This is a genomic window from Chryseobacterium sp. HNCC26DJ238, assembly GCF_057180465.1.
In genome coordinates, this window is record NZ_JBXUGI010000001.1 from 177,716 (window position 1) to 202,113 (window position 24,398).

Below are 24,398 nucleotides of genomic sequence, written 5' to 3' on the forward strand. Positions count from 1 at the left end.
AAAATTATTTGATTAAGAAATTGAATTTATCCATATTCTTAAGTGCGATGCCTGTCCCCCGTACAACAGCTCTTAACGGATCTTCAGCAACAAAAACCGGAAGACCTGTTTTTTTGTGAAGCCTGTCTGCCAAACCTCTCAGTAAAGCACCACCACCAGCCAGGTAAATCCCTGTTTTATAAATATCCGCTGACAATTCAGGAGGAGTAAGGGAAAGAGTTTCCATTACAGCATCTTCTATTCTGATAATTGACTTATCAAGAGCGCGAGCAATTTCTTTATACCCAACCATAATCTCTTTTGGCTTCCCTGTAATCAAATCTCTACCCTGCACCGGAATATCTTCAATATCAACATCAAGATCTTCAACAGCAGAACCTACTTCGATTTTCACTCTTTCAGCAGTTCTTTCACCAATATATAAATTATGATGTGTTCTTAAGAAATAAGCAATATCATTGGTAAATACATCACCTGCAATTTTCACAGACTTATCACAAACAATACCACCCAGTGCAACTACAGCAATTTCTGTTGTACCACCACCTATATCGATAATCATGTTTCCTTCGGGTTTCTGTACATCAATACCTACTCCGATAGCAGCAGCCATTGGTTCATAGATCAACCTTACATCTTTGGCATTTACTTTCTGAGCAGAATCTCGTACAGCTCTTTTTTCAACTTCCGTAATTCCGGAAGGAATACAGATTACAATTCTTAAGGCAGGCTGTATAAATCTTCCTTTGATTCCCGGGATTTTTTTGATAAATTCCTTGATCATATGTTCAGAAGCATGGAAATCTGCAATGACACCATCTTTCAGGGGACGGATGGTTTTGATGTCCTCATGAGTTTTACCCTGCATATGTTTAGCCTGCTCACCTACCGCTATTGGCTTACCCGTAGAACGTTCAATTGCAACAATTGAAGGCTGGTCTATAACAATTTTGTTATTGTGGATAATAAGCGTGTTGGCTGTTCCAAGGTCTATCGCAATATCCTGCGTAAACATATCGAATAAACTCATAATTATGTCCTGATTTAAGTTTACAAAGATATAAATTTAAGACTACTAATGAATAATATAGTAAATTTAATTAGGTTAAAATTTTATTAAAATTTAAAATTTACAGTAACCTTTTGTTTATCTATTTCTTATACGTTAACAAGCATAGTTTATAGGTTTTCACGATATTTATCATATATAATATCAGAAGCCTTTTAATTTTAAAATCCTTAAATTTGCAGAGCTTATGATACAGTATTCCAATATACATCAGACGTCAAATTTTGCTGTACTTTCAGTGAGTTATGAGAAGGCAGATGTAGAAACGAGAGGGAAATTTGCATTTTTCGATGAAAATATCAAAAACTTTGTTACCCGAATTCACGATGAAAATTTAGGGGACGCTTTTGTAGTTTCTACCTGCAACAGAACGGAGATTTATACAACGACCTCCAATTATCTTTTTGTAGCGGAAGAGTACTGCAAAACCATCGGGGTTAATCTTTCAGATTTTCTGCCGTTTGCCAATATTTTAACAAAAGAGGAAGCCCTGAAACATCTGTTCAGAGTGGCAGCTGGTTTAGAAAGTCAGATTATTGGTGATTTTGAAATTATCGGACAGATCAAAAAAGCCTATGCCCGATTTAAGAAAGAGAAACAGAATTCCAATCCCTATCTTGAGCGATCGATCAATTCTGCAATACAAATTTCCAAAAGAATTAAAAATGAGACCGGGATCTCTAACGGAGCAGCTTCCGTTTCCTATGCCGCCGTACACTATATTCTGAACAATCAGAAAAAACTGAACGAAAAGAACATCTTACTCCTCGGAGTTGGTGAAATAGGTCAAAATACGGTAGAAAATTTAGTAAAGCATATTTACCAACCGAAAATAAAAATTGCTAACCGTACGCAGGAAACAGCAGAGAAAATTTCTGAAAAATACAATATTCCACACATCGATTATGTAGACATTGACAGAGAAATTGCCAATACAGACATTCTTATTGTTGCAACCGGAGCAAAAACACCTATCATCAACAATTCACACTTTCAAAATGAAAGAGAGACCCTGGTCATCGATCTTTCAATCCCTCATAATGTTGATAAAAATGTATCTGAGCTCAGTCATGTAACTTTGATTGATGTTGATGAACTTTCAAAACAGATTCAGCAGACCATTCAGCAGAGGGAGAAAGAAATTCCGAAAGCTGAACAGATCATCAGGGAAATGACCAAAGATTTCCTTGAATGGGAGAAAAAAAGGAAGCTGGCACCTAATATTCACCATTTCAAAGCAGTTCTCAAAAACATGGAACGAAACGAAATGCATAATTTCTACCGAAAAAATAAGTACATCAATATCAATGACATGGAGCTTTCTGAGAAAATGATTCAGAAAATCACCAACCGTTTTGCAAAATACATCATTGATAATCCACTTAAAGCCGAAGAAATTAGTAAATTAATGCACGAAATATTAGTTGAGCAACCCAATAACGAATTCAATGAAAAGCATTAGGATAGGAACCAGAAATTCAGCACTTGCACTTTGGCAGGCCAGAGAAGTAGCCAGGCATTTACAAAACAACAATTACCTGACCGAGATCACTCCCATTGTATCTTCCGGCGACAAAAACCTGAATCAGCCCCTATATTCCCTGGGAATTACAGGCGTATTTACAAGAGATCTGGATACAGCTCTTTTAAATGATGAAATCGATATCGCCGTACACTCTCTTAAAGATGTACCAACACAGCTTCCTGAAAATATAGAGCTGATCGCTCATCTGGAAAGAGATTTCCCACAGGATGTACTGATCAGAAGAAAATCAGCAAAAGATAAAGAATTTCATGAACTGAAACTGGCGACAAGCAGTTTGAGAAGACGTGCATTCTGGTTAAGGCATTATCCGGATACACAGTTTTTCGATATCCGTGGAAATATTCAGACCAGATTGCAGAAGCTTGAAGAGCAGGATTTTGATGCCACAATATTATCACTGGCAGGAATTAAAAGAATGAACATGGACATCAATTACGAAATGCTTCCCGTAATGATTCCTGCTGCTTCACAAGGTGTCATTGCGATCGCAGGACACTCAGGAAAGCCTGAAATCAATGAGATTTTACAATCCATCAATCACCGGCAGACCCAGATATGCGTGGAGATGGAAAGAAAGTTTCTAAGCACGCTGGAAGGAGGATGTACCGCCCCGATTGGTGCTTTTGCAGAGAAAATTGAAAATCAGATTCGTTTTAAAGGGGCGCTTTGCTCGCTCGACGGCAAAAATTACATCGGCATCGACGAAAGTTTTGAATATAATGAAGAAGAGAATTTCGGAGAAAAGTTTGCCCAAACTGTCTTGGAAAACGGGGGAAAAGAACTGATGGCCGAGATTAAAAATCAGTTGTAGCTGATGTGAATTTGCTGTATCCAAAATCCGGATTTAAATCATCTATGAAAAAGTATCTATCCATACTTCTCGTCCTGCTTTTTGTTTTCAACCTGAAGGCTCAGACTCAATTTGCCCAAAAATTATCTGATGCTGCTATAAGTCTGACCAGGAACAGGGTAACGTATGATCCTGCTTATTTTTCGATCAGCTATCCAAACGGAGATATTCCCGCAGACAAAGGAGTCTGTACGGATGTGATCATCAGAGCATACCGAAAAATGGGAATTGACCTGCAAAAGGAAGTACATGAAGATATGACGAAAAACTTTTCTCAGTATCCCAAAAACTGGGGCTTAAAGAAGACTGATACGAATATAGATCACAGAAGAGTACCCAACCTGAGAGTTTTCTTTGCAAAATTCGGGAAGACAAAACCTACCGGACTCAATCCTGCTTTGTACCTCCCTGGAGACATTGTTACTTGGGTTCTCCCGGGGAACCTGACCCATATAGGAATAGTAGTGAATAAAAGATCTGCTGACGGAAAAAGATTTCTGATCGTGCACAATATTGGCAGCGGGCAGGTTATTGAAGATTGCCTTTTTAAATTTACAATAACCGGACATTACCAATATTCAAAGTGATTGATCATGAAAAAGATAATTTTAATCCTGTTTTTATTCATTTTAAACTTTAACTCAGCTCAAAATTCAGTTTTGAAAATAATTGACAAACCGATTAATTATTCTGCTGAAAGAGTTCGCCTGAGCATGGAATACCTCAGAGACCATCATGGCCTCAGTCAAAAATCACCAACAATTGTCCCTAAAATGATTGTTCTGCACTACACAGCCGGTGGAAGTGTCGAAAGCAATTTTAAATACTTCAGCAAAACCCATCTTGAAAGTGCCAGAAATATGCTGAAAAAACAAAGTACACTGAATGTTTCATCTCAATATATTGTTGACAGAGATGGAACTGTTTATCAGCTGATGGAACCCAATATGTTTGCAAGACATACCATAGGACTTAATTACTGCGCCATTGGAATTGAAAATATAGGAAGCAAAAAGCAACCGCTTACTGAAAAACAGGTTGAAGCAAATGCAAATCTGGTAAGATATTTAACTAAAAAATATAAGATAGAATATCTAATTGGCCACTCGGAATACGGAGTTTTCAGAAATTCTAAACTTTGGAAAGAATCTGACCCGAAATATTTCACTGAAAAAGAAGACCCCGGAAAAGATTTTATGAATAAAGTAAGACTTCAGGTCGCAGATTTAAAATTAAAGGATAAACCATTTAATTAATCCTTTTTTAAAACTTAGCTGACTTTGCGCTTAAAAATTTCCCGAAAACAAAAATGAACATTTTATTCACCAAAAATATCGATTCAGAATTACTTTCCAAAGAATTAGGAAATGACATTTCGGCTGAATGTGTTAGGGTAATTAAAATAAAAAACCTGCAAGTCGAAGCGTTTGACTTGAAAAACAGCTCACTAATTTTTACAAGTTTAAATGGAGTAAAATCTTTTTTTGAGAATCAATTTAAAGCAAACGAAGATTTTGCTGCGAAAAACTTCAATAAAATTTACTGTGTAGGTGAGAAAACAAAAAAAGAGCTCCGGAAAAACGGTTTCGGAACCTTCAAGGTTGTAAAAAATGCAGATACCCTTTCAAAATTTATCATTGATCACTGTGTATATGAAAAATTTATTCATTTCTGCGGAAATCTTGCCATTGATGTTTTGGACAAAAAACTTCCTCTTCAAAATATTAGCTACAAAAAAGTCACTGTATATACGACAGAAGAACTGAATCCTACGATACCTGAAAAATATCATGCAATAGTTTTTTTTAGCCCAAGCGGAGTTCGTAGTTTTGCGAAAAATAATTCTTTGGATAATTCGCTTCTCTTTTCAATCGGAGAAACGACATCGAAAGAGTTAAGAAAACATACAGAATCAGAGATTTTTACAAGTAAAAAAAATACTTTATCAAACCTGCTGCTGGTGATCAAAGATAATTTAAAGAACAATTAATTTTAAAACTATCAACTAAAAGCCAGCAACTACCAACTAAAAAGATATGATTAAAAACGACCTATATTTAAAAGCACTTCGTGGAGAAACCGTAGAAAGACCGCCGGTTTGGATGATGAGACAGGCAGGAAGATATTTGCCGGAATTCATCGCACTTCGTGATAAATACGACTTCTTTACGAGATGTCAGACTCCGGAATTGGCTTCTGAAATCACCGTGCAGCCGATTAGAAGATTTCCTTTGGATGCAGCAATTTTATTTTCAGACATTTTGGTAGTTCCTCAGGCGATGGGAATTGATTTTAAAATGAAGGAGAATGTTGGTCCGTGGTTGGATAATCCGATCAGAACCATGGAAGATGTACAGAATGTGATTGTTCCGGATGTGAACGACACTTTAGGATATGTTTTTGATGCGATAGAACTGACCTTAATCAAATTAGATAATGAAATTCCATTAATCGGTTTTGCGGGTTCGCCTTGGACGCTTCTTTGTTATTGCGTGGAAGGAAAAGGAAGTAAGGATTTCAATATTGCAAAATCTTTCTGCTTCCTTCAACCGGAAGCTGCCCACTTATTGCTTCAGAAAATCACAGATACTACGATCGCTTATCTGAAAAGAAAAGTGGAAAAAGGAGTTTCTGCAGTTCAGATTTTCGATTCCTGGGGTGGAATGCTTTCTCCTGCAGATTATCAGGAGTTTTCCTGGAAATATATCAGCCAGATTGTTGAAGCCCTTGCTCCGCTGACACACGTTGTCGTGTTTGGAAAAGGATGTTGGTTTGCACTTGAGGATATGACCTTATCTCCGGTATCAGCATTGGGGGTTGACTGGACAATCAAACCTGAATTAGCAAGAACACTGACCAATCACACGATGACGCTTCAGGGAAATTTTGACCCTGCAAGATTACATTCAACTCCTGAAACGATTAAAAAAATGGTAAATGAAATGATCAACCGTTTCGGTAAAGACCGGTATATAGCCAACTTGGGTCATGGAATTTTACCTAATATTCCTTTGGAAAATGCAGAAGCATTTATCAGGGCAGTTGTTGACTGGAAGCCAAATGTTTAAATTTTATTATATAAATCCACTGTGTTACTATTCCTGCTGAATAATAAACCTGCTATAAAATTTCAGGCAAGATATTGAATGAAATATAAAATTAGAAAAGCCCTTTCAATTTTTTGAAAGGGCTTTTCTATGAAAAAATATTATTTGATTTCAGTGATGAAATCTTCTTTAGACTTTCTAACTTTTGTAAGGTTGACCAACCAGTCATTTTCTTCATTTCTATAGCCTAAAGGTAAAAGCAAAACACTTTTCAGACCTTTTTCTCTTAAGTTTAAAATCTTATCTACGTCGTCCGGTGAAAAACCTTCCATTGGTGTAGAATCAACGTTTTCAAAAGCCGCTGCAATTATTGCTGCGCTGAAAGAAATATAAGCCTGCTTAGATGCATGAGTGAAGTTTTCTTCCGCAGATCTCTGAGGATATGTATCTAACAGCATTTTTCTGTAATTTTCCCACCCTTCATTTTTGAAACCTCTGATTTCATTGGTCAAATCAAACATTCTGTTGATTCTTTCTTCAGTATAATTATCCCATGCTGCAAATACTAACAGATGCGAAGAGTCAGTCACCTGCGGCTGCCCCCAGGCATGGGTCTTGATTTGTTCTTTAATTTCCATATTGGTAATAACGAAAATTTCAAAAGGCTGTAAACCGCTTGATGTAGGTGCCAGTCTTGCGGCTTCTAAAATCTTATCTATTTTTTCCTGAGGGACTTTTTGTCCGTTCATTGCTTTTGTTGCAAATCTCCAGTTTAATTTTTCTAACAATTCCATAATTAAATTTAAAGGGACAAAATTAATTTAAATCAAAAGAAAAAAAGAGTTAAAAATACGATCAGAAATATTGCCTCCATCTATAATGTAACAATTCTTATTACAGTTCAAGCTTTTAAGCCAACATTTTATGTGCTTTTTTCACACCTTCTACCAACAGATCAATTTCCTCAAACGTGTTGTAGACTGCGAAACTTGCTCTTACGGTTCCTGCAATATCAAAAAAATCCATTATTGGCTGGGTACAGTGATGCCCGGTTCTTACAGCAACGCCCATTTTATCAAGGATCATTCCGACATCTGAAGAAATACCTACTCCTACGAGATTAAAAGAAACCACTCCTGTTCTATTGGCATTTTCACCGTAAACTTTTAAACCTTCAATTTCGAGAAGATGTTTCTGAGCATATTCAAGTAAAGCATTTTCGTGCTGCTGAATAGTTGAATGGCCAACTTTATTGATAAAGTCAACGGCTGCACCAAGAGCGATATTTCCGCCAACATTCGGAGTTCCAGCTTCGTATTTAAAAGGTAAACCGGCATAGGTAGTCCTGTCAAATGAGCAGACCGCAATCATTTCTCCACCTCCGTGAAATGGCGGCAGATCTTCAAGAATCCTCTGCTTACCGTACAAAATACCGGTTCCCATCGGAGCATACATTTTATGACCTGAAAACACAAAGAAATCACAATCTAATGCCTGAACATCAATTTTAAAATGCGGAGCTGACTGCGCACCATCAATGACAATATATGCATCTGAATTTGCTCTTGTTTTCCTAATAATTTCTTCTATTGGATTCACAATGCCCAAAGCATTGGACACCTGATTGACTGAAACAATTTTCGTTTTTTCACTTAAAAATTCATCTAAATAATCAAGCTGGAGAATTCCGTTTTCATCGATTGGAATAACCCGAAGTTTAGCTCCTGTTCTTTCACAAAGCAATTGCCATGGAACGATGTTAGAATGGTGCTCAAGATAAGAAATAATGATCTCATCATCCTTTTTAATCTTTTGGGTCAAAATATAAGCGATGAGGTTGATCCCTTCAGTTGTTCCTTTTGTAAAAATAACTTCAAAATCATTTTTGGCATTAATGAACTTCTGGATTTTTCTTCTCGAAAGTTCCATTTCCTCAGTAGCCAGCTGGCTTAAAGTGTGAATTCCTCTATGCACATTGGCATTAAGTTCCGTATAATATTGATTCCAGACTTCTAAAACAGAATTCGGTTTTTGTGATGTTGCGGCATTGTCTAAGTACACCAGCGGCTTACCGTTCACGTGTTGGTTTAATATAGAGAATTGATTTCTTATTTCCTGAATGTCAAACATTTATTATAATTTTATTATTAAACGTCCTTATTTAGAACACCTCAAATTTACGACTTTTTAATTTGGTGGGTCATTGATTCTTGTCAGGAATTGAATCAATGTCTAATGCTTAATGCATGATGAAAGTCACATAAATGTAATGCTTTTTATCTTCCGTTTGACCACAAAAAAACCTGTCAATAAATTGACAGGTCCTGTATTGTGATTAAGAATTTTCTTATTCAGCTGCTGCTTCTTCAGTTGCAGGAGCAGCTCCTTCACCTTCAGTTGCAACTTCTTCATCGTCATCATCAGCCAATGCACCACCTTTTGCTGCATTTCTAGACATCTTAACAGCAACGACAACTGCATTGTCAGGGTGTACAAATGAAAACCCTTCTGCCTTAAGACCACCTACATAAAGCTTGTTACCAATCTTTAATGAAGTGATGTCAACAACTACCTCATCCGGCAAGTTTGCAGGAATAGCTTTTACTTTCAACTTTCTGAAAGACTGACGTAAAACACCACCAGCTACAACACCTTTAGAACGACCTGTCAATCTTACAGGAACTTCCATAATTACCGGTTTATCATCAGATAACCTGTAGAAGTCTGCATGAATGATCTTGTCTGTAATTGGGTGGAACTGAATATCCTGAAGAACAGCAGGAATTACCTGTCCGTCAACTTCAATAGATACCGTGTGTGCTTCAGGAGTATATACCAACCCTTTGAACGCTTTCTCCAATGCAGAGAAGTTCAATGGCTCGCCACCTCCGTAAACAACACAAGGAACTAATTCAGCATCACGTAAAGCTTTTGTAGACTTTTTGCCCACGCTTTCTCTTTTTGTACCTTGAATTGTAATAGATTTCATTTATAAAAATTTAAAAAATTGTTTTGATTTTAATCCGCAACTGACTATTTGTCAATTAGATAATAAATTTACTGCTTATCGACTGATGCTCGTGCACCATCTTCATAACATCAGCAAATAATGGGGCGCAAGATAGCACTTTTATTTTAGATGACAAATTAGTTTTTACAGGAATTGAGTCAGTTACAATTACTTCCAGCAGTTGCGAGTTCTCAATATTCTCATAAGCCTTCCCTGAAAGCACTCCGTGAGTTGCCATTGCTCTTACAGATTTTGCTCCTTTTTCCATCAAAATGCCAGCCGCTTTACAAAGTGTTCCTGCCGTATCGATCATGTCATCAATAAGAATTACGTTCTTACCTTCAACATCACCGATGAGGAACATTTCTTCAATTACATTTGCTTTTTTTCTTTCTTTATAAGCAATTACAACATCTGCACCCAGATGACCTGCATAATTTTTAGCTCTCTTAGCACCTCCCATATCCGGAGAGGCAATGGTAAGATGATCAAGGTTCATGTCTCTGATATAATCTACAAATATTGTAGAGGCATACAGATGATCTACAGGAATTTCAAAGAATCCCTGAATCTGATCTGCATGCAGATCCATTGTCATAATTCTCGTTGCTCCGGCCGCTGTTAACAGATTTGCCACCAGCTTCGCTCCGATAGGTGCTCTCGGCTTGTCTTTTCTGTCTTGTCTCGCAAGCCCGAAATAAGGAAGTACCACGGTAATACTTTTTGCAGAGGCCCTTTTTGCCGCATCAATCATCAGAAGCAATTCTAAAAGATTGTCTGCAGGCGGAAATGTGGATCCTATAAGAAAAACCCTTCCTCCTCTTACAGATTCATCTAAAACAGGCTCAAATTCACCATCGCTAAACTCCTGAAAGTTGATTTTCCCTAATGCTTTCCCATAATATTGGGCAATTTTTTCTGCCAGCTCCTTACTGGTTCTTGTCGAAAATAGATAACTTTGTTGCTCGGCCATTTTTACTTTTTAAAAGATTTTGCAAATTTAAAAAAAAACCACAAGAATAAGTCTTGTGGTTTCCATTTTTTATTTTTCTTCCTTTTATGGGAATGTAACTCCTGAATATTTATTCACATCGACCTGTGGTAACGTGGATTTATATTTAGTATTAATAGATTTAATAAACTCATTAGCTACAATTGCATACCCTCTTCCGGTAAGATGAATACCATCTAGAGAGAACGCTCCTCCTGTTACAAAAGTCGCCGTATATCTGACGCCATCCCATGAAATTCCTGATTTAGAATTCAGTTCAGCCATTTTTGCATTCATATCTACAAATGCAAGACCTTTAGATTCTGCTAAAGCTTTGATTGTCGTATTATAAGAAGCAGTTGCCGTCAAAACTCTTGCAGCTTCCATTTCCGTAAGTACTAATTTGTCCTCCAAAGGGACAGAAGTACCACCGCCCGCCTGAGGGGTAAGTACAGCACTTGCAGTTAATAAGATGTAATCTTTTACAGTAGTTTGTCTGTATTTGGGAAGTGCACCTGCGGTAGAAAGATCTTTATCAACAATTACAGCTCCATTGACAACAGCTCCGGCTGTAAATTTGATCAATCTTTTTTGATATTCTGCATCATTTATTAATCCTAAAGCTTTTACCTGAGCTAATCCTGCATTATATGATGCATAACCACCGTTTAACTGAGTAACCTGAGCAGCAGTAAGATTCGTCAGTGGCATTGCAGGCACTCTTGTAAAGAAAGGAACATTAGTTACGTTTGGAATGTTTGCAACTACTCCTTTTCTTGCAGTACCGGAAGGAAATACTGTGCCTACCAAAGTTGTATATGTATTGGTAAATCCTACGCCAACAGCACCATCAGCAGGAGTGATGGGATTAGATCCGTCCCCACCTGTAGTTGCGTACCCCAATACATCATTATTTCCAATCCATAACGAAACAAATGTAGGGTTTTGTGCTAAAGCGTCTCCAACAACTGATGCAGTAGAGGAAGAAGCAAACCTTACAAAATAAGGATTGGCCAATCCTAAAGACAGTCCGGCAGGATTCCCATATCCCGGAGCTAACAAATGAGAAACTTTTGCACCAGGAACCCCCATATTCTGATAGGGTCTTCCTGCAATCACATTATCTAAAGCAGCGGCAGGACTATTTGCCACAGGACTTAGTGTACCATTAACCATTTTAAGCTCAAGTTTTCCCGGGAAACCTGGCAGCCCAATAAATCCTCCGACATTATTCGGCATTAAAGGCTGTTTAAAATCTCCTCCTCCTGCAAGTTTCATCTGCATAGCCATCATGCTTGGAAAGGATTCGTTCTGTCCTCCGGAATAAAGAGCACCATCCCTGTAGCCTGAGGTCAGAGAATTACCTAGAGAAATGAATTTAGAGAAATCAGCTTCACCATTCGTGACAGCGATATCTTTTACATCTGTATCAAAATCTGTTTCACAACCCGTCATCAAAAACATTGCAGAGACAGCAAGTGTAGATATTATTATTTTTTTCATAATTTAAAGATTAAAAAGGATTGTAAGATAAGCCTAAACCAAAATAAAATGCTCTCGCTTTCGCCTGTCCATAGAATCCTAAGTATTTATTATTTACATCTCTGCTCTGCGGCATTACATATCCTCCTGCGGCATCAATCCCGAATTGTTTAAATTTAAATCCTAAACCTCCCGTTACTACAAAAGAATCGAATGAAGGCGTTTCAGGAATGAAGTTTTCATCAGAATAAGGAGATTCATCATAATAAGCACCCAGTCTTCCAAATATCATACTGTTGAACATGTATTGAGTCCCCAGCCTGAATGTTTTAGAATTTTTAAAGTTTTTTGGAGCAACAAGAACAGTAGGATCTGCCTGATTTCCGATCGGAGCATTTGCAAAATCCAATGTCAGACTGCTGTATCTTTCCCAACCGTGATAGTTGAAATCTGCTGAAATCAACCATTTTGGCGTCACTTTATAGGTTAAACCAACAGTATATTCCTCAACCAATGGCAAAACCGCCGTGAAGCTGTCCTGACCGGATGCATTGAGTCCCAGCAATCCGTTAACTGTATTCTGTGCAGGAAACTTAAATGTTGCTGTTCCTTCTTTAGCTTTCATATCGACCGCAGAACGGTAAGCGACACTTATATCAAGTTTTGGATCAGGCCTGAAATAAAAGCCAAAACCAAAACCGTGACCACTTGCTTTTTCATCGTTAATATTAACCGTCCCTCCAAATTGAGTTACCGCTTTATCCCAGTTTACTTTCCCGGAAGCATAAATATAACTGGCTCCGAAAGACAACCAGTCAGCCATTTTCACAGAAACCATTGGCTGAAAATAAAAACTTTTAAGTTCAAGTTTTTGTACCATTTCTCTTCCTTCCCAATCATAAGGATATTGAATAGTACTTCCGAAAGGGGTTGAAAAACTGAAACCCACTGAAAGATTTTCGATAGGCTTGTAAGCTACTGCAGCATAAATAGGCGTTCCGATAGGATTATCTGTTTCTGTACTCTGCAGAGTATTTAAATTCTGAAAAGTAACTTTATTACTCGCCCCAAAACCTCCGGCGGCAATACTTAATTTTGAAGGGATGAATGACATCCCAGCTGGATTAAAGAATGCAACACTTGCATCTTCGGCATGGGCACTGGTATGTGCCATTGCCAATTGCTTTACCCCCTGCAGAGAAACCCTGAATCCCCCGGCATAAGATAAAACCCCAGCCAACAAAGCAGTTGATACTAATATTTTTTTCATATAAAGATTTTATTAATTTTATGCTATATATTATCACTTATGCATTAGTGTTTAAGAACAAAAAACAGCCAAGCGATTCATAGACATTGATTATATAAGTCAAATATAAAATTATTTTAACTACACTTGTTAAATAATCTTAATATTTTAAACAAACTCACAAAAGAAAATTATGTTTAAAATAACACTTTATGAAAAAATATCTTTAATCAACTATATATAAACAGATTACAAAATAAATGGACAGTAATTTTAGTCCCTGTTTAATTTTAAACATTTTCAAAAACGAATATTTATTATTTTTGGAATTATGTAAAGATAAAAATCAATAAATTTGCAAGATCAAATAAATTATAATATATGAGTTGTGGATGCAAAACATCCGGCGATTCTGCACATTCTTGCGGAACAAAATCTGCGAATGGCTGTGAAAGTGTAAATACCTGTGGTAATAGTTATAAATTAAGTGTTTTCGATTGGTTATCTAACGTACAAAACCCTGCATCTAACCGATGTGATTTTGTGGAAGTTAGATTTAAAAATGACAGAAAATCGTTTTATAAAAATGTAAACAATATCCCTTTACATATAGGTAGCGTAGTAACAGTAGAATCAAGCCCCGGACACGATGTGGGAGTAGTAAGTCTCTCTGGAGAATTGGTAAAAATTCAGATGAAAAAGAAAAGATTTTCAACTGATGCCCCACTTAAAATATACAGATTAGCTAACCAAAAAGACATTGAAGTCTGGCAGGAAGCAAGAAAAAAAGAAGAAACCGTAAAGGTTGATGCACGAAAAATATCTCACAGATTAGGTCTTGAAATGAAGATCACAGATGTGGAATATCAGGGTGATGCCTCTAAAGTAACCTTTTATTACACGGCTGATAATCGTGTAGATTTCAGAATGTTGATTAAAGAATTTGCAGGCACCTTCAGAACTAAAATTGATATGAAGCAGATCGGCTTCAGACAGGAAGCTGCAAAAATCGGAGGAATCGGATCATGTGGGAGGGAGCTATGCTGCTCAACATGGCTGACAGATTTCAGATCAGTTAATACGAACGTGGCAAGATATCAGCAGTTAAGTATTAATCCTCAAAAATTAGCAGGACAATGTGGAAAGCTGAAATGCTGTCTGAATTACGAACTGGACAGTTATCTGGATGCTTTGAGTCATTTCCCATCATCATCAACCATGCTGGATACCGAAAAAGGAAGAGCATTTTGTATTAAAATTGATGTTTTTAAAAAGAAAATGTGGTTTGCCTACGTTGACAGTTCAATGGCGTGGTATGATTTTGATATTGATTTGATTAAAAAACTGATTGCACAAAACAAAAAAGGAGAAAAAACACTTCCGCTCGAAGATTTAAAAGTACCTGATATCGCTTTACCAAGCGTTGATCTTATTCAGGAAAACAGCGTTGACCGATTCGAGAAGAAGAACAGAGGTGGTTTTAATAAAAGCAGAAACCAGAATCAAAACTCAAATCAGAACAGATCTGGCAATAATCAAGGACCGAAAAAAGATCGACCGGAAAGGAATGACAGGCCTCAGAAAACTGAACGGCCAACACCAGAAAGACCTGCAAATTCTGAAAGACAAAAAAATATAAACCCTAACGCAAAACCTAATCAGAACCAAAGACCGCAGAAGCAACAACAGCAACAGCAGCCAAAGGTTCAGTTAGAAAAGACGGAGGCTAACGTAAGTGCTGAACAGAAACCACAGCAACCTCCAAAAAAGAAATTCAAAAAGAAATTTCCGCCCAAAAAAGACAACAATGCATAGAATTTTAGGGGCTATAACACTTATTTTTTTTGTAGGATGCAGCACTTCGGGCGAAGATGTTACAATGAATCCTATTAATAATAAATGGAATAAAAAAGCCGAACAGAAATTTAAAATTGAAATTACAGATCCGCAAAATCCTAAAAATATTATATTTGTTGTAAGGAATAATAATGAATACCCTTACAGCAATATCAGGTTTATTGTAAATTTTAAAAATCCAAAAAGCAAAACTGCTCAGGTTGACACTTTAAATTACATTTTAGCAAAACCAAACGGGGAATGGCTGGGTACAGGATTTGGGGAAACAAAAGAAACTTTGTTTCAATACAGAACGAATTATAAATTTCCGGAAAAAGGAAGTTATGAGATTGGCGTATTACAGGCCATGAGAAACGACAATCTTCCGGGAATTGAAGACTTAGGTATAAAAGTAGAAACGGCTAAACCGTAATTATACATGGAAGACAATAAACAAAATACAGGAAACAGGGGGAAAACCTTCCCTCTCCCTCCTAAAAAAAACAGTAAAAGTACTGCATGGAAAAGATGGGTCAGATTCATATGGATCGCACTTATTGCAGTAGTTTTAGGAATTTCAGGAATTTTCTTTTCGGTATCACAAGGTTTTCTGGGTGAGATGCCTGACGTAAAAGAACTTGAAAATCCCGACATCTACGTAGCTTCACAGATTTTTTCTGCGGACGGAGTGCTTTTAGGTAAATTTGAGAAAGAAAAAACGCAGCCCATCACCTATCAGGATCTTCCACCCTTTATGATTTATGCTTTACAGGCTAAAGAAGACGAGCGTTTTAAAGAACACTCAGGTGTTGATCTTCAATCTGTTGCAAGAGCAGTGGCATACGGTGGAAAAAGAGGAGGAGGATCTACGATTACACAACAGCTTGCAAAGTTGTTGTTTACAGGAGGCGCATCACAAAACAAAATATCGAGAGCTTTCCAAAAGCTTAAAGAATGGGTAGTTGCCGTGAGTCTTGAAAAAAGATATACTAAAGAAGAAATCATCACTTTATACTTTAATAAATTTGACTTCCTTTATAATGCCAATGGCGTAGAAATGGCGTCTAAAATTTATTTTAATAAAACAACAAAAGACCTTACACTTCCAGAAGCTGCAATGTTTGTAGCCATGCTTGAAAATCCGGTTAAAAATAACCCGATGAGAAACATGGAAAGAGCAAAAACGAGAAGAGACGTTGTTTTGGATCAAATGCTGAAGACAGGATATATTGATCAGACTACTTATGAAAAAGCGATAGCAACTCCCATTGATTTAGATTATCATCCAATCAAAAATATTAATGATAATCATTCAGCTTACTTTAAATTTTATTTAAAGAAAGAGATTGATAAATACCTGGAAGATTATGAGAAAGAAAAGGGTAAAAAACTTAATCTTTATAAGGACGGTTTAAAAATCTATGTTACTCTTGATTCTAAAATGCAGAAATACGCAGAAGAATCAATTAAAGAACATTTAACAGATCTTCAGAAAAGATTTGACGCAGAACAGAGAGGAAGAAAAAACAGACCGTTTTATTACCTTAATGATAAACAGGCCAAAGCTGTAATGATGCAGGCTGTAAAAAGAACCGGACGTTACAAACAGCTTGTAAGAGCAGGAGTATCAGAAGATTCTATCATGATGGAATTTCACAAACCCATAAAAACATCACGTTTCACCTGGTCTGGTGAGGAAGAAGTTGAGATGTCACCCTGGGATTCTATCAGATACCATAAGCAGATTGCACAGGCAGGACTGATGTCGATGGTTCCCGGCACCGGTGAAATCAAAGCTTGGGTTGGGGGAATTGATTGGGAGCATTTTCAGTATGATCATATCAAACAGGGGAAAAGACAGGTTGGATCCACATTTAAACCTTTTGTATATGCTACGGCAATTATGAAATTAGGTCTAACACCCTGCTCAACTGTTTCAAACGGTACCTACAGTCATAACGGCTGGAATGTTCCCGGAAGAGGAGGAATGCTAACCCTAAAAGATGCTTTAGCACATTCTCAAAACCCTGTTGCTGCGCGTCTGATTGAAATGACAGGAGTTGATGCAGTGATACAGACCGCAAGGGATCTGGGTGTAACAGAAGAAATTCCAAGAAACAATACAATTGCATTAGGATCATCCGACATTACTATCTACGAGATGTTAGGAGCATACAGCACATTCGCCAACTACGGGAACTACAATAAACCGGAAATGATCTGGAGAATTGAGGATGCCAATAACCGTGTGATAAAAGAGATCAATTCTGAACCTAAAGAGGTGATGAATCCAAATTATGCCTATACCATGATCGAATTGATGAAAGGGGTAGCACAGTTTGGTACAGCTTCAGGAGAACTCGGAAGAAGAGGAATTTCTAAAGATGTCGAAATAGCAGGAAAAACAGGTACAACTCAAAATAACTCTGACGGATGGTTTATGGGGATTACTCCTAAATTAGCAACCGGCGCCTGGGTAGGCTGGGAAGACAGAGCAACCCATTTTTGGGGAACCGGCGAAGGTCAGGGTGCGAAAATGGCATTACCGATCTGGGCGATCTATATGAAAAAAGTGTGGGCAGATAAATCCCTTAAGATTTCTCCGGATGATAAATTCGTGAAGCCAAGCGACTGGAAAGACGGATGTACTAATCTTCAGGGGCTCGGAAGCGGCTATGGCGACGATGGTGGATTACAGACGATCGATCAGATTAAAAACCCGAAGCCGGCTGAACCAACCACCAAAAACAATTCAGGCAAAAAGGATGAAAATGTCAACGAAAATCTGAATACCGGTGAAGACATAGACTTCAACAAATAAAGTTCAATAATCATAATAAGACCTTTCAATCAATGAAAGGTCTTTTTTTTGACCTTGTTTCCATACATTTGAATTATGAATCTTAAGAATATCAAACAGCCATTCCTGGAAAAATTTCCGGGCGATTTCTCTACAAATCCCATTCAGAGAAACACTCCTAAAGTTTTATTTTCTCTAGTAAACCCTGTTGGATTTGCTCAACCTGAATTGATTGTTTTAAACGGGGAACTTTCAGAAGAAATAGGTTTGGGAAAATTTGATGACAATGATCTTGATTTTCTTATAGGAAACAATTTGCCTGAAAATATAAAAACTTACGCCACCGCTTATGCAGGACATCAGTTTGGAAACTGGGCAGGACAGCTTGGTGATGGAAGAGCAATTTTAGCAGGAGAAATAGAAAACCACAAAGGACAGAAAAATGAAATTCAGTGGAAAGGTGCAGGAGCAACTCCTTATTCCAGACATGCAGACGGAAGGGCGGTTTTACGATCATCGGTAAGGGAATATCTAATGAGTGAAGCGATGTATCATCTCGGGATTCCGACAACGAGAGGATTAAGTTTATGCCTTACAGGAGAAAATGTTGTACGTGATATGATGTACAATGGAAATCCGCAGGAAGAGAAAGGCGCAGTCGTTGTAAGAACAGCAGAAAGTTTTCTACGTTTCGGACATTTTGAACTGATGTCCGCACAGAAGGAAACCGATACTTTACAAAAGCTTACCGATTTTACGATAAAAAATTATTTTCCTGAAATAACTTCCGGGGGTGAACAGAAGTATAAAGACTTTTTTCGGTCAGTCTGCACTAAAACAGCTGACCTGATGGTCGAATGGTTCAGAGTCGGTTTTGTACATGGTGTGATGAATACAGATAACATGTCTATTCTGGGATTAACGATTGACTATGGTCCGTTTTCAATGATGGACGAGTATGATTTGAATTTCACGCCAAACACGACTGATTTACCAGGAAGAAGATATGCGTTCGGAAAGCAGGGACAAATTTCCCAGTGGAATCTCTGGCAGCTTGCGAATGCTCTTTTTGCTCTGATTAAAGATGAAGAATTCCTTGAAGAAACCTTGAATTCATACGGAACTTATTTCTGGGAAGCTCATGATCAGATGTTGTGTAGAAAATTTGGATTTGATGGATTAAAAAAATCTGATGAAGAATTTTTCACCAATTGGCAGGGGTTGATGCAGGAACTCCAGCTCGATTATACTTTATTTTTTAATATACTGGAAAAGATAGTTTCCGTTTCAGATCTAAAAACAGAGTTTCAAAAAATATCTTATTCCGTTTTAGATGAAATTAAATTAAGAAAGCTGGAAAGTTTCATTAAACAATATCAACTGCGACTTAATGATAATATGATTTCAAAAGAAGAGTCATTAAATTTAATGAAGAAGGCAAATCCTAAATTTCTCTTAAGAAATTATCTTTTGTTTGAATGCATTGAAGAAATCAATGAAGGGAAAATGGAAATGCTTGATAAGTTGACAAAAGCTTTAAAAAATCCTTACGAAGAACTATTTCCTGAATTTTCCGTAAAAAGACCTTTTTATTACAATGATATTAACGGATGTTCGATGCTTTCCTGTAGTTCTTAATTACATATACATATAATAAATTGAAAATTTAACATAAATATTTTACCATTATATCATTTTTATTATTATTTTTATAAAAATAAATTTTTATGAAAAAAATTCTACTATCTGCATTTGCAATAACCTTAAGTGTAACTGCATATTCACAAGTAAGTTGGACACAACAAAATTCTGCTTTTAGCAATGTGAGCACCGGGATAAGCACTTTTGCAACTGTTGATAACAATACAGTATGGGCATTAGGCTATGACGGAACCCAATCTGGTAATTATCAAACGTTTACCAGAACAACTAATGGAGGTACATCTTGGTCTGCAGGAACTATTAATGTCGGTAATTCAGCATATTTGGTCAGCGATTTGACAGCAGTTTCCGGAACTACTGCATGGGTTACTGCTACTCCTAATGCAGGTGGAAATGGTGGCGGAGTATGGAAAACTACTAACAGTGGAACTTCTTGGACAAAGCAGCCTACAGCTTCTTTTAATTCAACTGCATCATTTGCAAATACAATTTATTTTTGGGATGAAAATAACGGTGTTGCAATGGGAGACCCTACAGGGACTTTATTTGAAATTTACACGACAACCAACGGAGGAACAACTTGGACAAAACTGACTAGCGCATCTGTTGCTCCTGCTGTAGCAAACGAATATGGTTATGTTCATCTAAAAGAAGTTGCTGGAGATAATATTTGGTTTGGCACTTCTGCAGGCAGAATTTTCAAGTCAGCTAATAAAGGCGCTACATGGACCGTTGTTTCAACCCCATTAACAGATTTCGGAGGCACTCTATCAAGCGGAAAAATGGCTTTAAAAGATGCTAACAATGCATGGATTTTAAGTGATACAGGAACAGTTTATTCAACCACCAATGGAGGAAGTACATGGAACACATTACCAACTGTTCTTGCACAGACATCAGATATTGTATATATTCCTGGCACTACTTCGACATTAATAGCAGTAGGCAATGGTTCGGGATCTGTCAGAAGCGGAAATGGAGGAACCAGTTGGACAACAATTGAAAACTCAAACAGCTTTGTAAGTGTTGCAGCTCTAAATACATCAACTGTTTTAGGAGGAAGTTTTAACTTGAGCTCTACCATAGGGGGAATATACAAATTGTCAGGATCTCTAGGTGTTAATAATGCAGCAATCGAAAAAAATAATTCATTAACTGTTTATCCTAATCCAACAAGAGGAGAGATCAATATCAAAACAGATAAAAAGATAAAATCTTCTTCAGTTTTTGATCTTTCCGGAAAGGTATTACTACAAACAAGTTCAGAAAAAATAAACATCAGTTCTTTCACAAAAGGAACCTATTTATTAAAAGTTGAATTTGTTGATGGGACATCAAAAACAGAAAAAGTTATTAAAGATTAATTTAAATATTCTTTCTAAAATAAAAAACTCACCCTCACCGGTGAGTTTTTTATTTTATTTTTGCAAAAATTTAAACCCGTGTCTATCAAATTAAAATTTATCAGCTTTTTTAAAATTGCTCTCCCTTCTACGTTTGTTGAGTTGGGAATCTTCATCTTCTTTCTATCAGCCTATGGAATACTGGGCACATACATCGCTGTTAATTACAGAATTATTTTCGACAGTCGGATTCCATGGGATGCTTATTTCAGTTTTGACAATAAAGCGATTATCATGACCGGCGGCAGCTTTGAAAGACATCCACTGTCCTATTATTTCTTTAACTGGATACGTCATTCTATACTATTTTTCACGAATGGAAAAACCGACATGAGTTTCAGATTGATTTTAGCCTGGATCAGTAATTTCACCATCAGTTTGAGCTTGGTTCAAGTATATAAATATTTGAAAAACATCGTCAGAATTCCAGTACTGACAAGCATACTGATTGTTGTATTTTTCAGTCTTTTTTCAACAAATATCCTTCTGTCATTTACGCCGGAAACTTACACTTACACGCTTTTTTTACTACTTTTATTTAATCATTACACGGCTATTAAATTTAAAAAAGATGGTAAAATAGCAGGTTCTGCACTATTGCTTGCCGGAGTAACGATTGGCGGATTAACAGTAACAAATATTGTAAAAATATTCATTCCGGTTATTTTTGAAAAAGGCTTATTCAGAAGCTGGAGAAGATTTGGAAATGCTGCATTCAGAGTACTGCTATCTTGCGGAGTTTTTATTGTTTTGTACCTGAACCGAATTGATTTCAAATATCAAAACATCCTGTCAAAATCAGGAGAACAATATGAGAAGTTCTCGAATGTAAATTCAACACCCATCTGGGATATGATTTACTCTTATTTCTTTGGCGGAAACATTCTTTTCCCAAGTTTTTTCATCCGTGAAAAACATAACATGAAAGGTTTTTATTTTAAAGCCATTTTCATGGAGACCTACTCCTCCATATTTGCATACATTTTCATCGGAGTGATTTTAGGATTTGTTTTATGGAGTTATTTTAAGAATTTTAAAAATAGGCTGGTTCAGATTCTCATTCTTTCGTTGATGGTTGACATCATTATACACTGCATCTTCAGATTTGGACTTCATACCTCATATATCTACGGCGGACACTTTGTTTTTGTATATCCTTTATTATTAGGATGGCTGTTCTCTGCCTATCGTAAATCGTCCAGGACACTTTCTTTGCTGACAACATCCACCGGTATTTTAACCGTTTATTTACTGCTTAATAATTACCATCGGATGATTGATTTGTTTGCGTTTCTAAACCAATACTATCAATAAAAAAAAGCGCAGAGAAAGATTTTTTCTCTGCACTTTTTTTACTGTAGAATCTTTATTTACTTTGCTTCAGCACAGAAGATTCTATACTGAACAGCAACCGCTGATTTGAAGTACTCTCTAACCCTTGAAAGGTCGGCTGCGGCACTTTGTTTAGTAAAAAAGCTTCCTGCTAAAATCTTATAATTTGGTCTTAAAGAAGCATCCGTTTCCACTTTCAGATTGGGAAATCTCTTTCTGAAATAAGCCTTAACTTCATTAGCCTCCTCATTACTTTTCACTGTTGTAATCTGAATTTTAAATCCTAAAATTCTTGGATTTTTCCTGCAAACTTCAGCATTCGTCAGCTCCCTGCTTGGAACAAAAACCTTTGGCGTTTTTACGGGAATATCATAATCTACCGGAGAATTATTAATAGCAACTCTTGTACATTTTTCTTCCAAAGCAGCAATTCCTTCACTCACCCGCGAATCCATCGTCATCACCAATTCCGTTCCGGATATAGTATCTCTCTTTACAACCTGTTGGGCGTCAAAGGTATAAAAACCAAAGAATGAAAGTACTGAAAATATTTTTATGAAATTTCTCATTTAAACTTGTTTCTGCAAATTTAGAATAATTTGAAAATACAGCAACCATAGTTATTTAGAATAGTTACAAATTAAACGTTAATGACATTTTCCCCTTTGTATATGCCGTTAAATTCATGTTAAAAATATTATTTTTGCGGGATTGATTACACATTCAATATTTACTAACATAAGACAATTTAAATGATTAGTTGGAGAAAGCATTATAAAAAAGGGCTGATTGCGATAGGTTTATTGCTATCAACAAGTGCTTCAATTTACGGGCAAGACGGCGATCCTGCAAACGGTGAAAAACTTTTTAAGGCAAACTGTACGGCATGTCATGCTTTAGACAAACAAGTTGTAGGACCAGCGCTGAAAGGTGTGGTAGAAAGACTTAAGTCTGAGCAGGGATTGGACACAGATTGGCTTCACAAGTGGATTAAAGACAACAAAGCGCTTAGAGCTTCCGGTGATAAGTATGCAAATGAAGTTTTTGAAAAGTACAACAAAACTGAAATGCAGGTATTTCCTAATCTTACCGATAAGGATATTGACGATATTTTAGCATACACCACTAATCCTCCGGCAGCACCTGCCGCCGATGAAAAGAAAACCGACACTCAGGCAACTGCAAATCCTGCACCGGCAAACAATACAACATCAAGCATTGTAATCATTTCACTATTGGCAATTGCCGGTTTACTTGTTTGGATCTTAATCAAACTAAGACAGTTGGTTAAACTGGGTCAGTCGGATGATCTGGCAGGACTTAATGAGACAAGAGTAAAATCTTTCAGTGAAATCTACGAAAAATACCACTACATCGGTAAAGGTCTCTTAGCTATTTTAGCAATACTGGCAACTTATGGGGTCTGGAACTGGATTATGTGGATCGGGGTTTACAAGGGATATAAGCCTGAACAACCAATCTACTTCTCTCACAAAATTCATGCTGGAGAAAATAAAATCGACTGTCAATTGTGTCACTCAAGTGCCAAATACGGTAAAGTTTCTGAAATACCTTCTATGAACGTTTGTATGAACTGTCACAGAACAATTTCTGAATACAACGGTAAATATCTTGAGCCAGGAAAAGACAAAGCCTTCTACGACGGAGAAATCAAGAAGATTTACGAACATACAGGATGGGATTCTGAAAAACAGCAGTATACAGGTAAAACTTCTCCGGTAGAATGGACCAGAATTCACAACATGCCTGATTTCGTTTACTTCAACCACTCTCAACACGTAGTAGCAGGTGAACAGGCGATTATCAACTCATTCAACAAGAAAAATCCAGATAACAAGATTGATGTTGTATGTAAAGCATGTCACGGAAAAATTGATACAATGAATGTAGTACAAATGGCTAACGATTTCACCATGGGATGGTGTATCGAATGTCACAGAACTACTGAAGTTGATATGAACAACGGTTATAATAAAGAATACTTCAAAAATCTACACGAAAAGCTTAAAAAGCAATACCCTCAGGATGGCGGTAAGATTACGGTAGATGCAATTGGAGGTCTTGAGTGTGGTAAATGTCATTATTAATAACTAAAAAATC

General features: G+C 36.9%; 21 protein-coding genes. 13 read left to right on the plus strand and 8 right to left on the minus strand.

Translation table 11 applies throughout. The features are described 5' to 3' along the window. Window positions 1–4: 4 nt before the first annotated feature. On the minus strand, window positions 5–1,030 hold the full coding sequence (locus AC2A07_RS00785) for a rod shape-determining protein MreB (protein WP_314493182.1): 1,026 nt from the start codon (window positions 1,028–1,030) through the stop codon (window positions 5–7). A 226-nt stretch (window positions 1,031–1,256) separates the two neighbouring features. Between AC2A07_RS00785 and hemA the strand changes: the two genes are divergently transcribed. From hemA to hemE, 6 genes are read left to right on the plus strand one after another with little or no spacing between them, the layout of a single operon-like run. Next, window positions 1,257–2,531 (plus strand): glutamyl-tRNA reductase, encoded by a 1,275-nt coding sequence (gene hemA / locus AC2A07_RS00790; RefSeq protein WP_484048780.1) that lies wholly within the window; start codon window positions 1,257–1,259, stop codon window positions 2,529–2,531. Beyond that, window positions 2,518–3,426, plus strand: coding sequence for a hydroxymethylbilane synthase (gene hemC, locus AC2A07_RS00795; RefSeq protein WP_314493186.1), 909 nt, complete (start codon window positions 2,518–2,520; stop codon window positions 3,424–3,426). Before hemA ends, hemC begins: the two co-directional genes overlap by 14 nt. A gap of 44 nt (window positions 3,427–3,470) precedes the next feature. Further along, the gene (locus AC2A07_RS00800; RefSeq protein ID WP_314493189.1) at window positions 3,471–4,052 is read left to right on the plus strand and encodes a DUF1287 domain-containing protein; all 582 of its coding nucleotides are present in this window, start codon (window positions 3,471–3,473) and stop codon (window positions 4,050–4,052) included. A gap of 6 nt (window positions 4,053–4,058) precedes the next feature. After that, a complete protein-coding gene (locus AC2A07_RS00805) occupies window positions 4,059–4,721 on the plus strand; it encodes a peptidoglycan recognition protein family protein (RefSeq protein ID WP_484048781.1) in 663 nt (220 codons plus the stop codon). Window positions 4,722–4,774: 53 nt separating this feature from the next. Beyond that, window positions 4,775–5,455 carry a uroporphyrinogen-III synthase gene (locus AC2A07_RS00810; protein WP_484048782.1) on the plus strand — a complete coding sequence of 227 codons (681 nt, stop codon included), beginning with the start codon at window positions 4,775–4,777 and terminating at the stop codon, window positions 5,453–5,455. A 46-nt stretch (window positions 5,456–5,501) separates the two neighbouring features. Continuing rightward, window positions 5,502–6,533 (plus strand): uroporphyrinogen decarboxylase, encoded by a 1,032-nt coding sequence (gene hemE, locus AC2A07_RS00815; RefSeq protein WP_484048783.1) that lies wholly within the window; start codon window positions 5,502–5,504, stop codon window positions 6,531–6,533. A gap of 140 nt (window positions 6,534–6,673) precedes the next feature. On the opposite strand, the gene AC2A07_RS00820 is transcribed toward hemE, so the two are convergent. From AC2A07_RS00820 to AC2A07_RS00845, 6 genes are all read right to left on the minus strand, one after another. Further along, the gene (locus tag AC2A07_RS00820) at window positions 6,674–7,306 is read right to left on the minus strand and encodes a nitroreductase family protein (RefSeq protein ID WP_314493202.1); all 633 of its coding nucleotides are present in this window, start codon (window positions 7,304–7,306) and stop codon (window positions 6,674–6,676) included. 115 nt (window positions 7,307–7,421) lie between these two features. Further along, complete coding sequence (locus AC2A07_RS00825) at window positions 7,422–8,642, minus strand: SufS family cysteine desulfurase (RefSeq protein WP_314493205.1); 1,221 nt, start codon at window positions 8,640–8,642, stop codon at window positions 7,422–7,424. Between the two features lie 217 nt (window positions 8,643–8,859). Beyond that, window positions 8,860–9,501 carry a 50S ribosomal protein L25/general stress protein Ctc gene (locus tag AC2A07_RS00830; RefSeq protein WP_314493208.1) on the minus strand — a complete coding sequence of 214 codons (642 nt, stop codon included), beginning with the start codon at window positions 9,499–9,501 and terminating at the stop codon, window positions 8,860–8,862. A 55-nt stretch (window positions 9,502–9,556) separates the two neighbouring features. Then, window positions 9,557–10,495 carry a ribose-phosphate diphosphokinase gene (locus AC2A07_RS00835; protein WP_314493210.1) on the minus strand — a complete coding sequence of 313 codons (939 nt, stop codon included), beginning with the start codon at window positions 10,493–10,495 and terminating at the stop codon, window positions 9,557–9,559. 84 nt (window positions 10,496–10,579) lie between these two features. Continuing rightward, window positions 10,580–12,016: a G-D-S-L family lipolytic protein gene (locus tag AC2A07_RS00840; RefSeq protein WP_484048784.1), complete on the minus strand. Its 1,437-nt coding sequence runs from the start codon at window positions 12,014–12,016 to the stop codon at window positions 10,580–10,582. A 10-nt stretch (window positions 12,017–12,026) separates the two neighbouring features. Next, window positions 12,027–13,265, minus strand: coding sequence for an OmpP1/FadL family transporter (locus AC2A07_RS00845; protein WP_314493215.1), 1,239 nt, complete (start codon window positions 13,263–13,265; stop codon window positions 12,027–12,029). Between the two features lie 360 nt (window positions 13,266–13,625). Here AC2A07_RS00845 and AC2A07_RS00850 point away from each other — a divergent pair, with 360 nt between their 5' ends. The 6 genes from AC2A07_RS00850 (at window position 13,626) to AC2A07_RS00875 (ending at window position 22,259) form a co-directional block, all read left to right on the plus strand. Further along, on the plus strand, window positions 13,626–15,059 hold the full coding sequence (locus AC2A07_RS00850) for a PSP1 domain-containing protein (protein WP_484048785.1): 1,434 nt from the start codon (window positions 13,626–13,628) through the stop codon (window positions 15,057–15,059). Further along, window positions 15,052–15,513: a gliding motility lipoprotein GldH gene (locus tag AC2A07_RS00855; RefSeq protein ID WP_484048786.1), complete on the plus strand. Its 462-nt coding sequence runs from the start codon at window positions 15,052–15,054 to the stop codon at window positions 15,511–15,513. The genes AC2A07_RS00850 and AC2A07_RS00855 overlap by 8 nt, the downstream gene beginning before the upstream one ends. A 6-nt stretch (window positions 15,514–15,519) precedes the next feature. Further along, window positions 15,520–17,901: a penicillin-binding protein 1A gene (locus tag AC2A07_RS00860; RefSeq protein ID WP_484048787.1), complete on the plus strand. Its 2,382-nt coding sequence runs from the start codon at window positions 15,520–15,522 to the stop codon at window positions 17,899–17,901. 75 nt (window positions 17,902–17,976) lie between these two features. Next, complete coding sequence (locus AC2A07_RS00865; protein WP_484048788.1) at window positions 17,977–19,518, plus strand: protein adenylyltransferase SelO; 1,542 nt, start codon at window positions 17,977–17,979, stop codon at window positions 19,516–19,518. A gap of 89 nt (window positions 19,519–19,607) precedes the next feature. After that, on the plus strand, window positions 19,608–20,906 hold the full coding sequence (locus tag AC2A07_RS00870) for a T9SS type A sorting domain-containing protein (protein WP_484048789.1): 1,299 nt from the start codon (window positions 19,608–19,610) through the stop codon (window positions 20,904–20,906). A gap of 78 nt (window positions 20,907–20,984) precedes the next feature. Then, a complete protein-coding gene (locus AC2A07_RS00875) occupies window positions 20,985–22,259 on the plus strand; it encodes a DUF6080 domain-containing protein (protein ID WP_484048790.1) in 1,275 nt (424 codons plus the stop codon). Window positions 22,260–22,315: 56 nt separating this feature from the next. Here AC2A07_RS00875 and AC2A07_RS00880 read toward each other — a convergent pair whose 3' ends face one another. Then, window positions 22,316–22,846 carry an SPOR domain-containing protein gene (locus tag AC2A07_RS00880; protein ID WP_484048791.1) on the minus strand — a complete coding sequence of 177 codons (531 nt, stop codon included), beginning with the start codon at window positions 22,844–22,846 and terminating at the stop codon, window positions 22,316–22,318. A gap of 183 nt (window positions 22,847–23,029) precedes the next feature. On the opposite strand from AC2A07_RS00880, the gene AC2A07_RS00885 reads away from it, so the two are divergent. Further along, on the plus strand, window positions 23,030–24,385 hold the full coding sequence (locus tag AC2A07_RS00885) for a c-type cytochrome (RefSeq protein ID WP_484048792.1): 1,356 nt from the start codon (window positions 23,030–23,032) through the stop codon (window positions 24,383–24,385). The last annotated feature ends 13 nt before the right edge of the window (window positions 24,386–24,398 follow it).

Bases quoted from the DNA above. Each gene is read 5' to 3' on its own strand.
- AC2A07_RS00785 (WP_314493182.1), bottom strand. From the start codon at position 1,030: ATGAGTTTATTCGATATGTTTACGCAGGATATTGCGATAGACCTTGGA.
- hemA (WP_484048780.1), top strand. From the start codon at position 1,257: ATGATACAGTATTCCAATATACATCAGACGTCAAATTTTGCTGTACTT.
- hemC (WP_314493186.1), top strand. From the start codon at position 2,518: ATGAAAAGCATTAGGATAGGAACCAGAAATTCAGCACTTGCACTTTGG.
- AC2A07_RS00800 (WP_314493189.1), top strand. From the start codon at position 3,471: ATGAAAAAGTATCTATCCATACTTCTCGTCCTGCTTTTTGTTTTCAAC.
- AC2A07_RS00805 (WP_484048781.1), top strand. From the start codon at position 4,059: ATGAAAAAGATAATTTTAATCCTGTTTTTATTCATTTTAAACTTTAAC.
- AC2A07_RS00810 (WP_484048782.1), top strand. From the start codon at position 4,775: ATGAACATTTTATTCACCAAAAATATCGATTCAGAATTACTTTCCAAA.
- hemE (WP_484048783.1), top strand. From the start codon at position 5,502: ATGATTAAAAACGACCTATATTTAAAAGCACTTCGTGGAGAAACCGTA.
- AC2A07_RS00820 (WP_314493202.1), bottom strand. From the start codon at position 7,306: ATGGAATTGTTAGAAAAATTAAACTGGAGATTTGCAACAAAAGCAATG.
- AC2A07_RS00825 (WP_314493205.1), bottom strand. From the start codon at position 8,642: ATGTTTGACATTCAGGAAATAAGAAATCAATTCTCTATATTAAACCAA.
- AC2A07_RS00830 (WP_314493208.1), bottom strand. From the start codon at position 9,501: ATGAAATCTATTACAATTCAAGGTACAAAAAGAGAAAGCGTGGGCAAA.
- AC2A07_RS00835 (WP_314493210.1), bottom strand. From the start codon at position 10,495: ATGGCCGAGCAACAAAGTTATCTATTTTCGACAAGAACCAGTAAGGAG.
- AC2A07_RS00840 (WP_484048784.1), bottom strand. From the start codon at position 12,016: ATGAAAAAAATAATAATATCTACACTTGCTGTCTCTGCAATGTTTTTG.
- AC2A07_RS00845 (WP_314493215.1), bottom strand. From the start codon at position 13,265: ATGAAAAAAATATTAGTATCAACTGCTTTGTTGGCTGGGGTTTTATCT.
- AC2A07_RS00850 (WP_484048785.1), top strand. From the start codon at position 13,626: ATGAGTTGTGGATGCAAAACATCCGGCGATTCTGCACATTCTTGCGGA.
- AC2A07_RS00855 (WP_484048786.1), top strand. From the start codon at position 15,052: ATGCATAGAATTTTAGGGGCTATAACACTTATTTTTTTTGTAGGATGC.
- AC2A07_RS00860 (WP_484048787.1), top strand. From the start codon at position 15,520: ATGGAAGACAATAAACAAAATACAGGAAACAGGGGGAAAACCTTCCCT.
- AC2A07_RS00865 (WP_484048788.1), top strand. From the start codon at position 17,977: ATGAATCTTAAGAATATCAAACAGCCATTCCTGGAAAAATTTCCGGGC.
- AC2A07_RS00870 (WP_484048789.1), top strand. From the start codon at position 19,608: ATGAAAAAAATTCTACTATCTGCATTTGCAATAACCTTAAGTGTAACT.
- AC2A07_RS00880 (WP_484048791.1), bottom strand. From the start codon at position 22,846: ATGAGAAATTTCATAAAAATATTTTCAGTACTTTCATTCTTTGGTTTT.
- AC2A07_RS00885 (WP_484048792.1), top strand. From the start codon at position 23,030: ATGATTAGTTGGAGAAAGCATTATAAAAAAGGGCTGATTGCGATAGGT.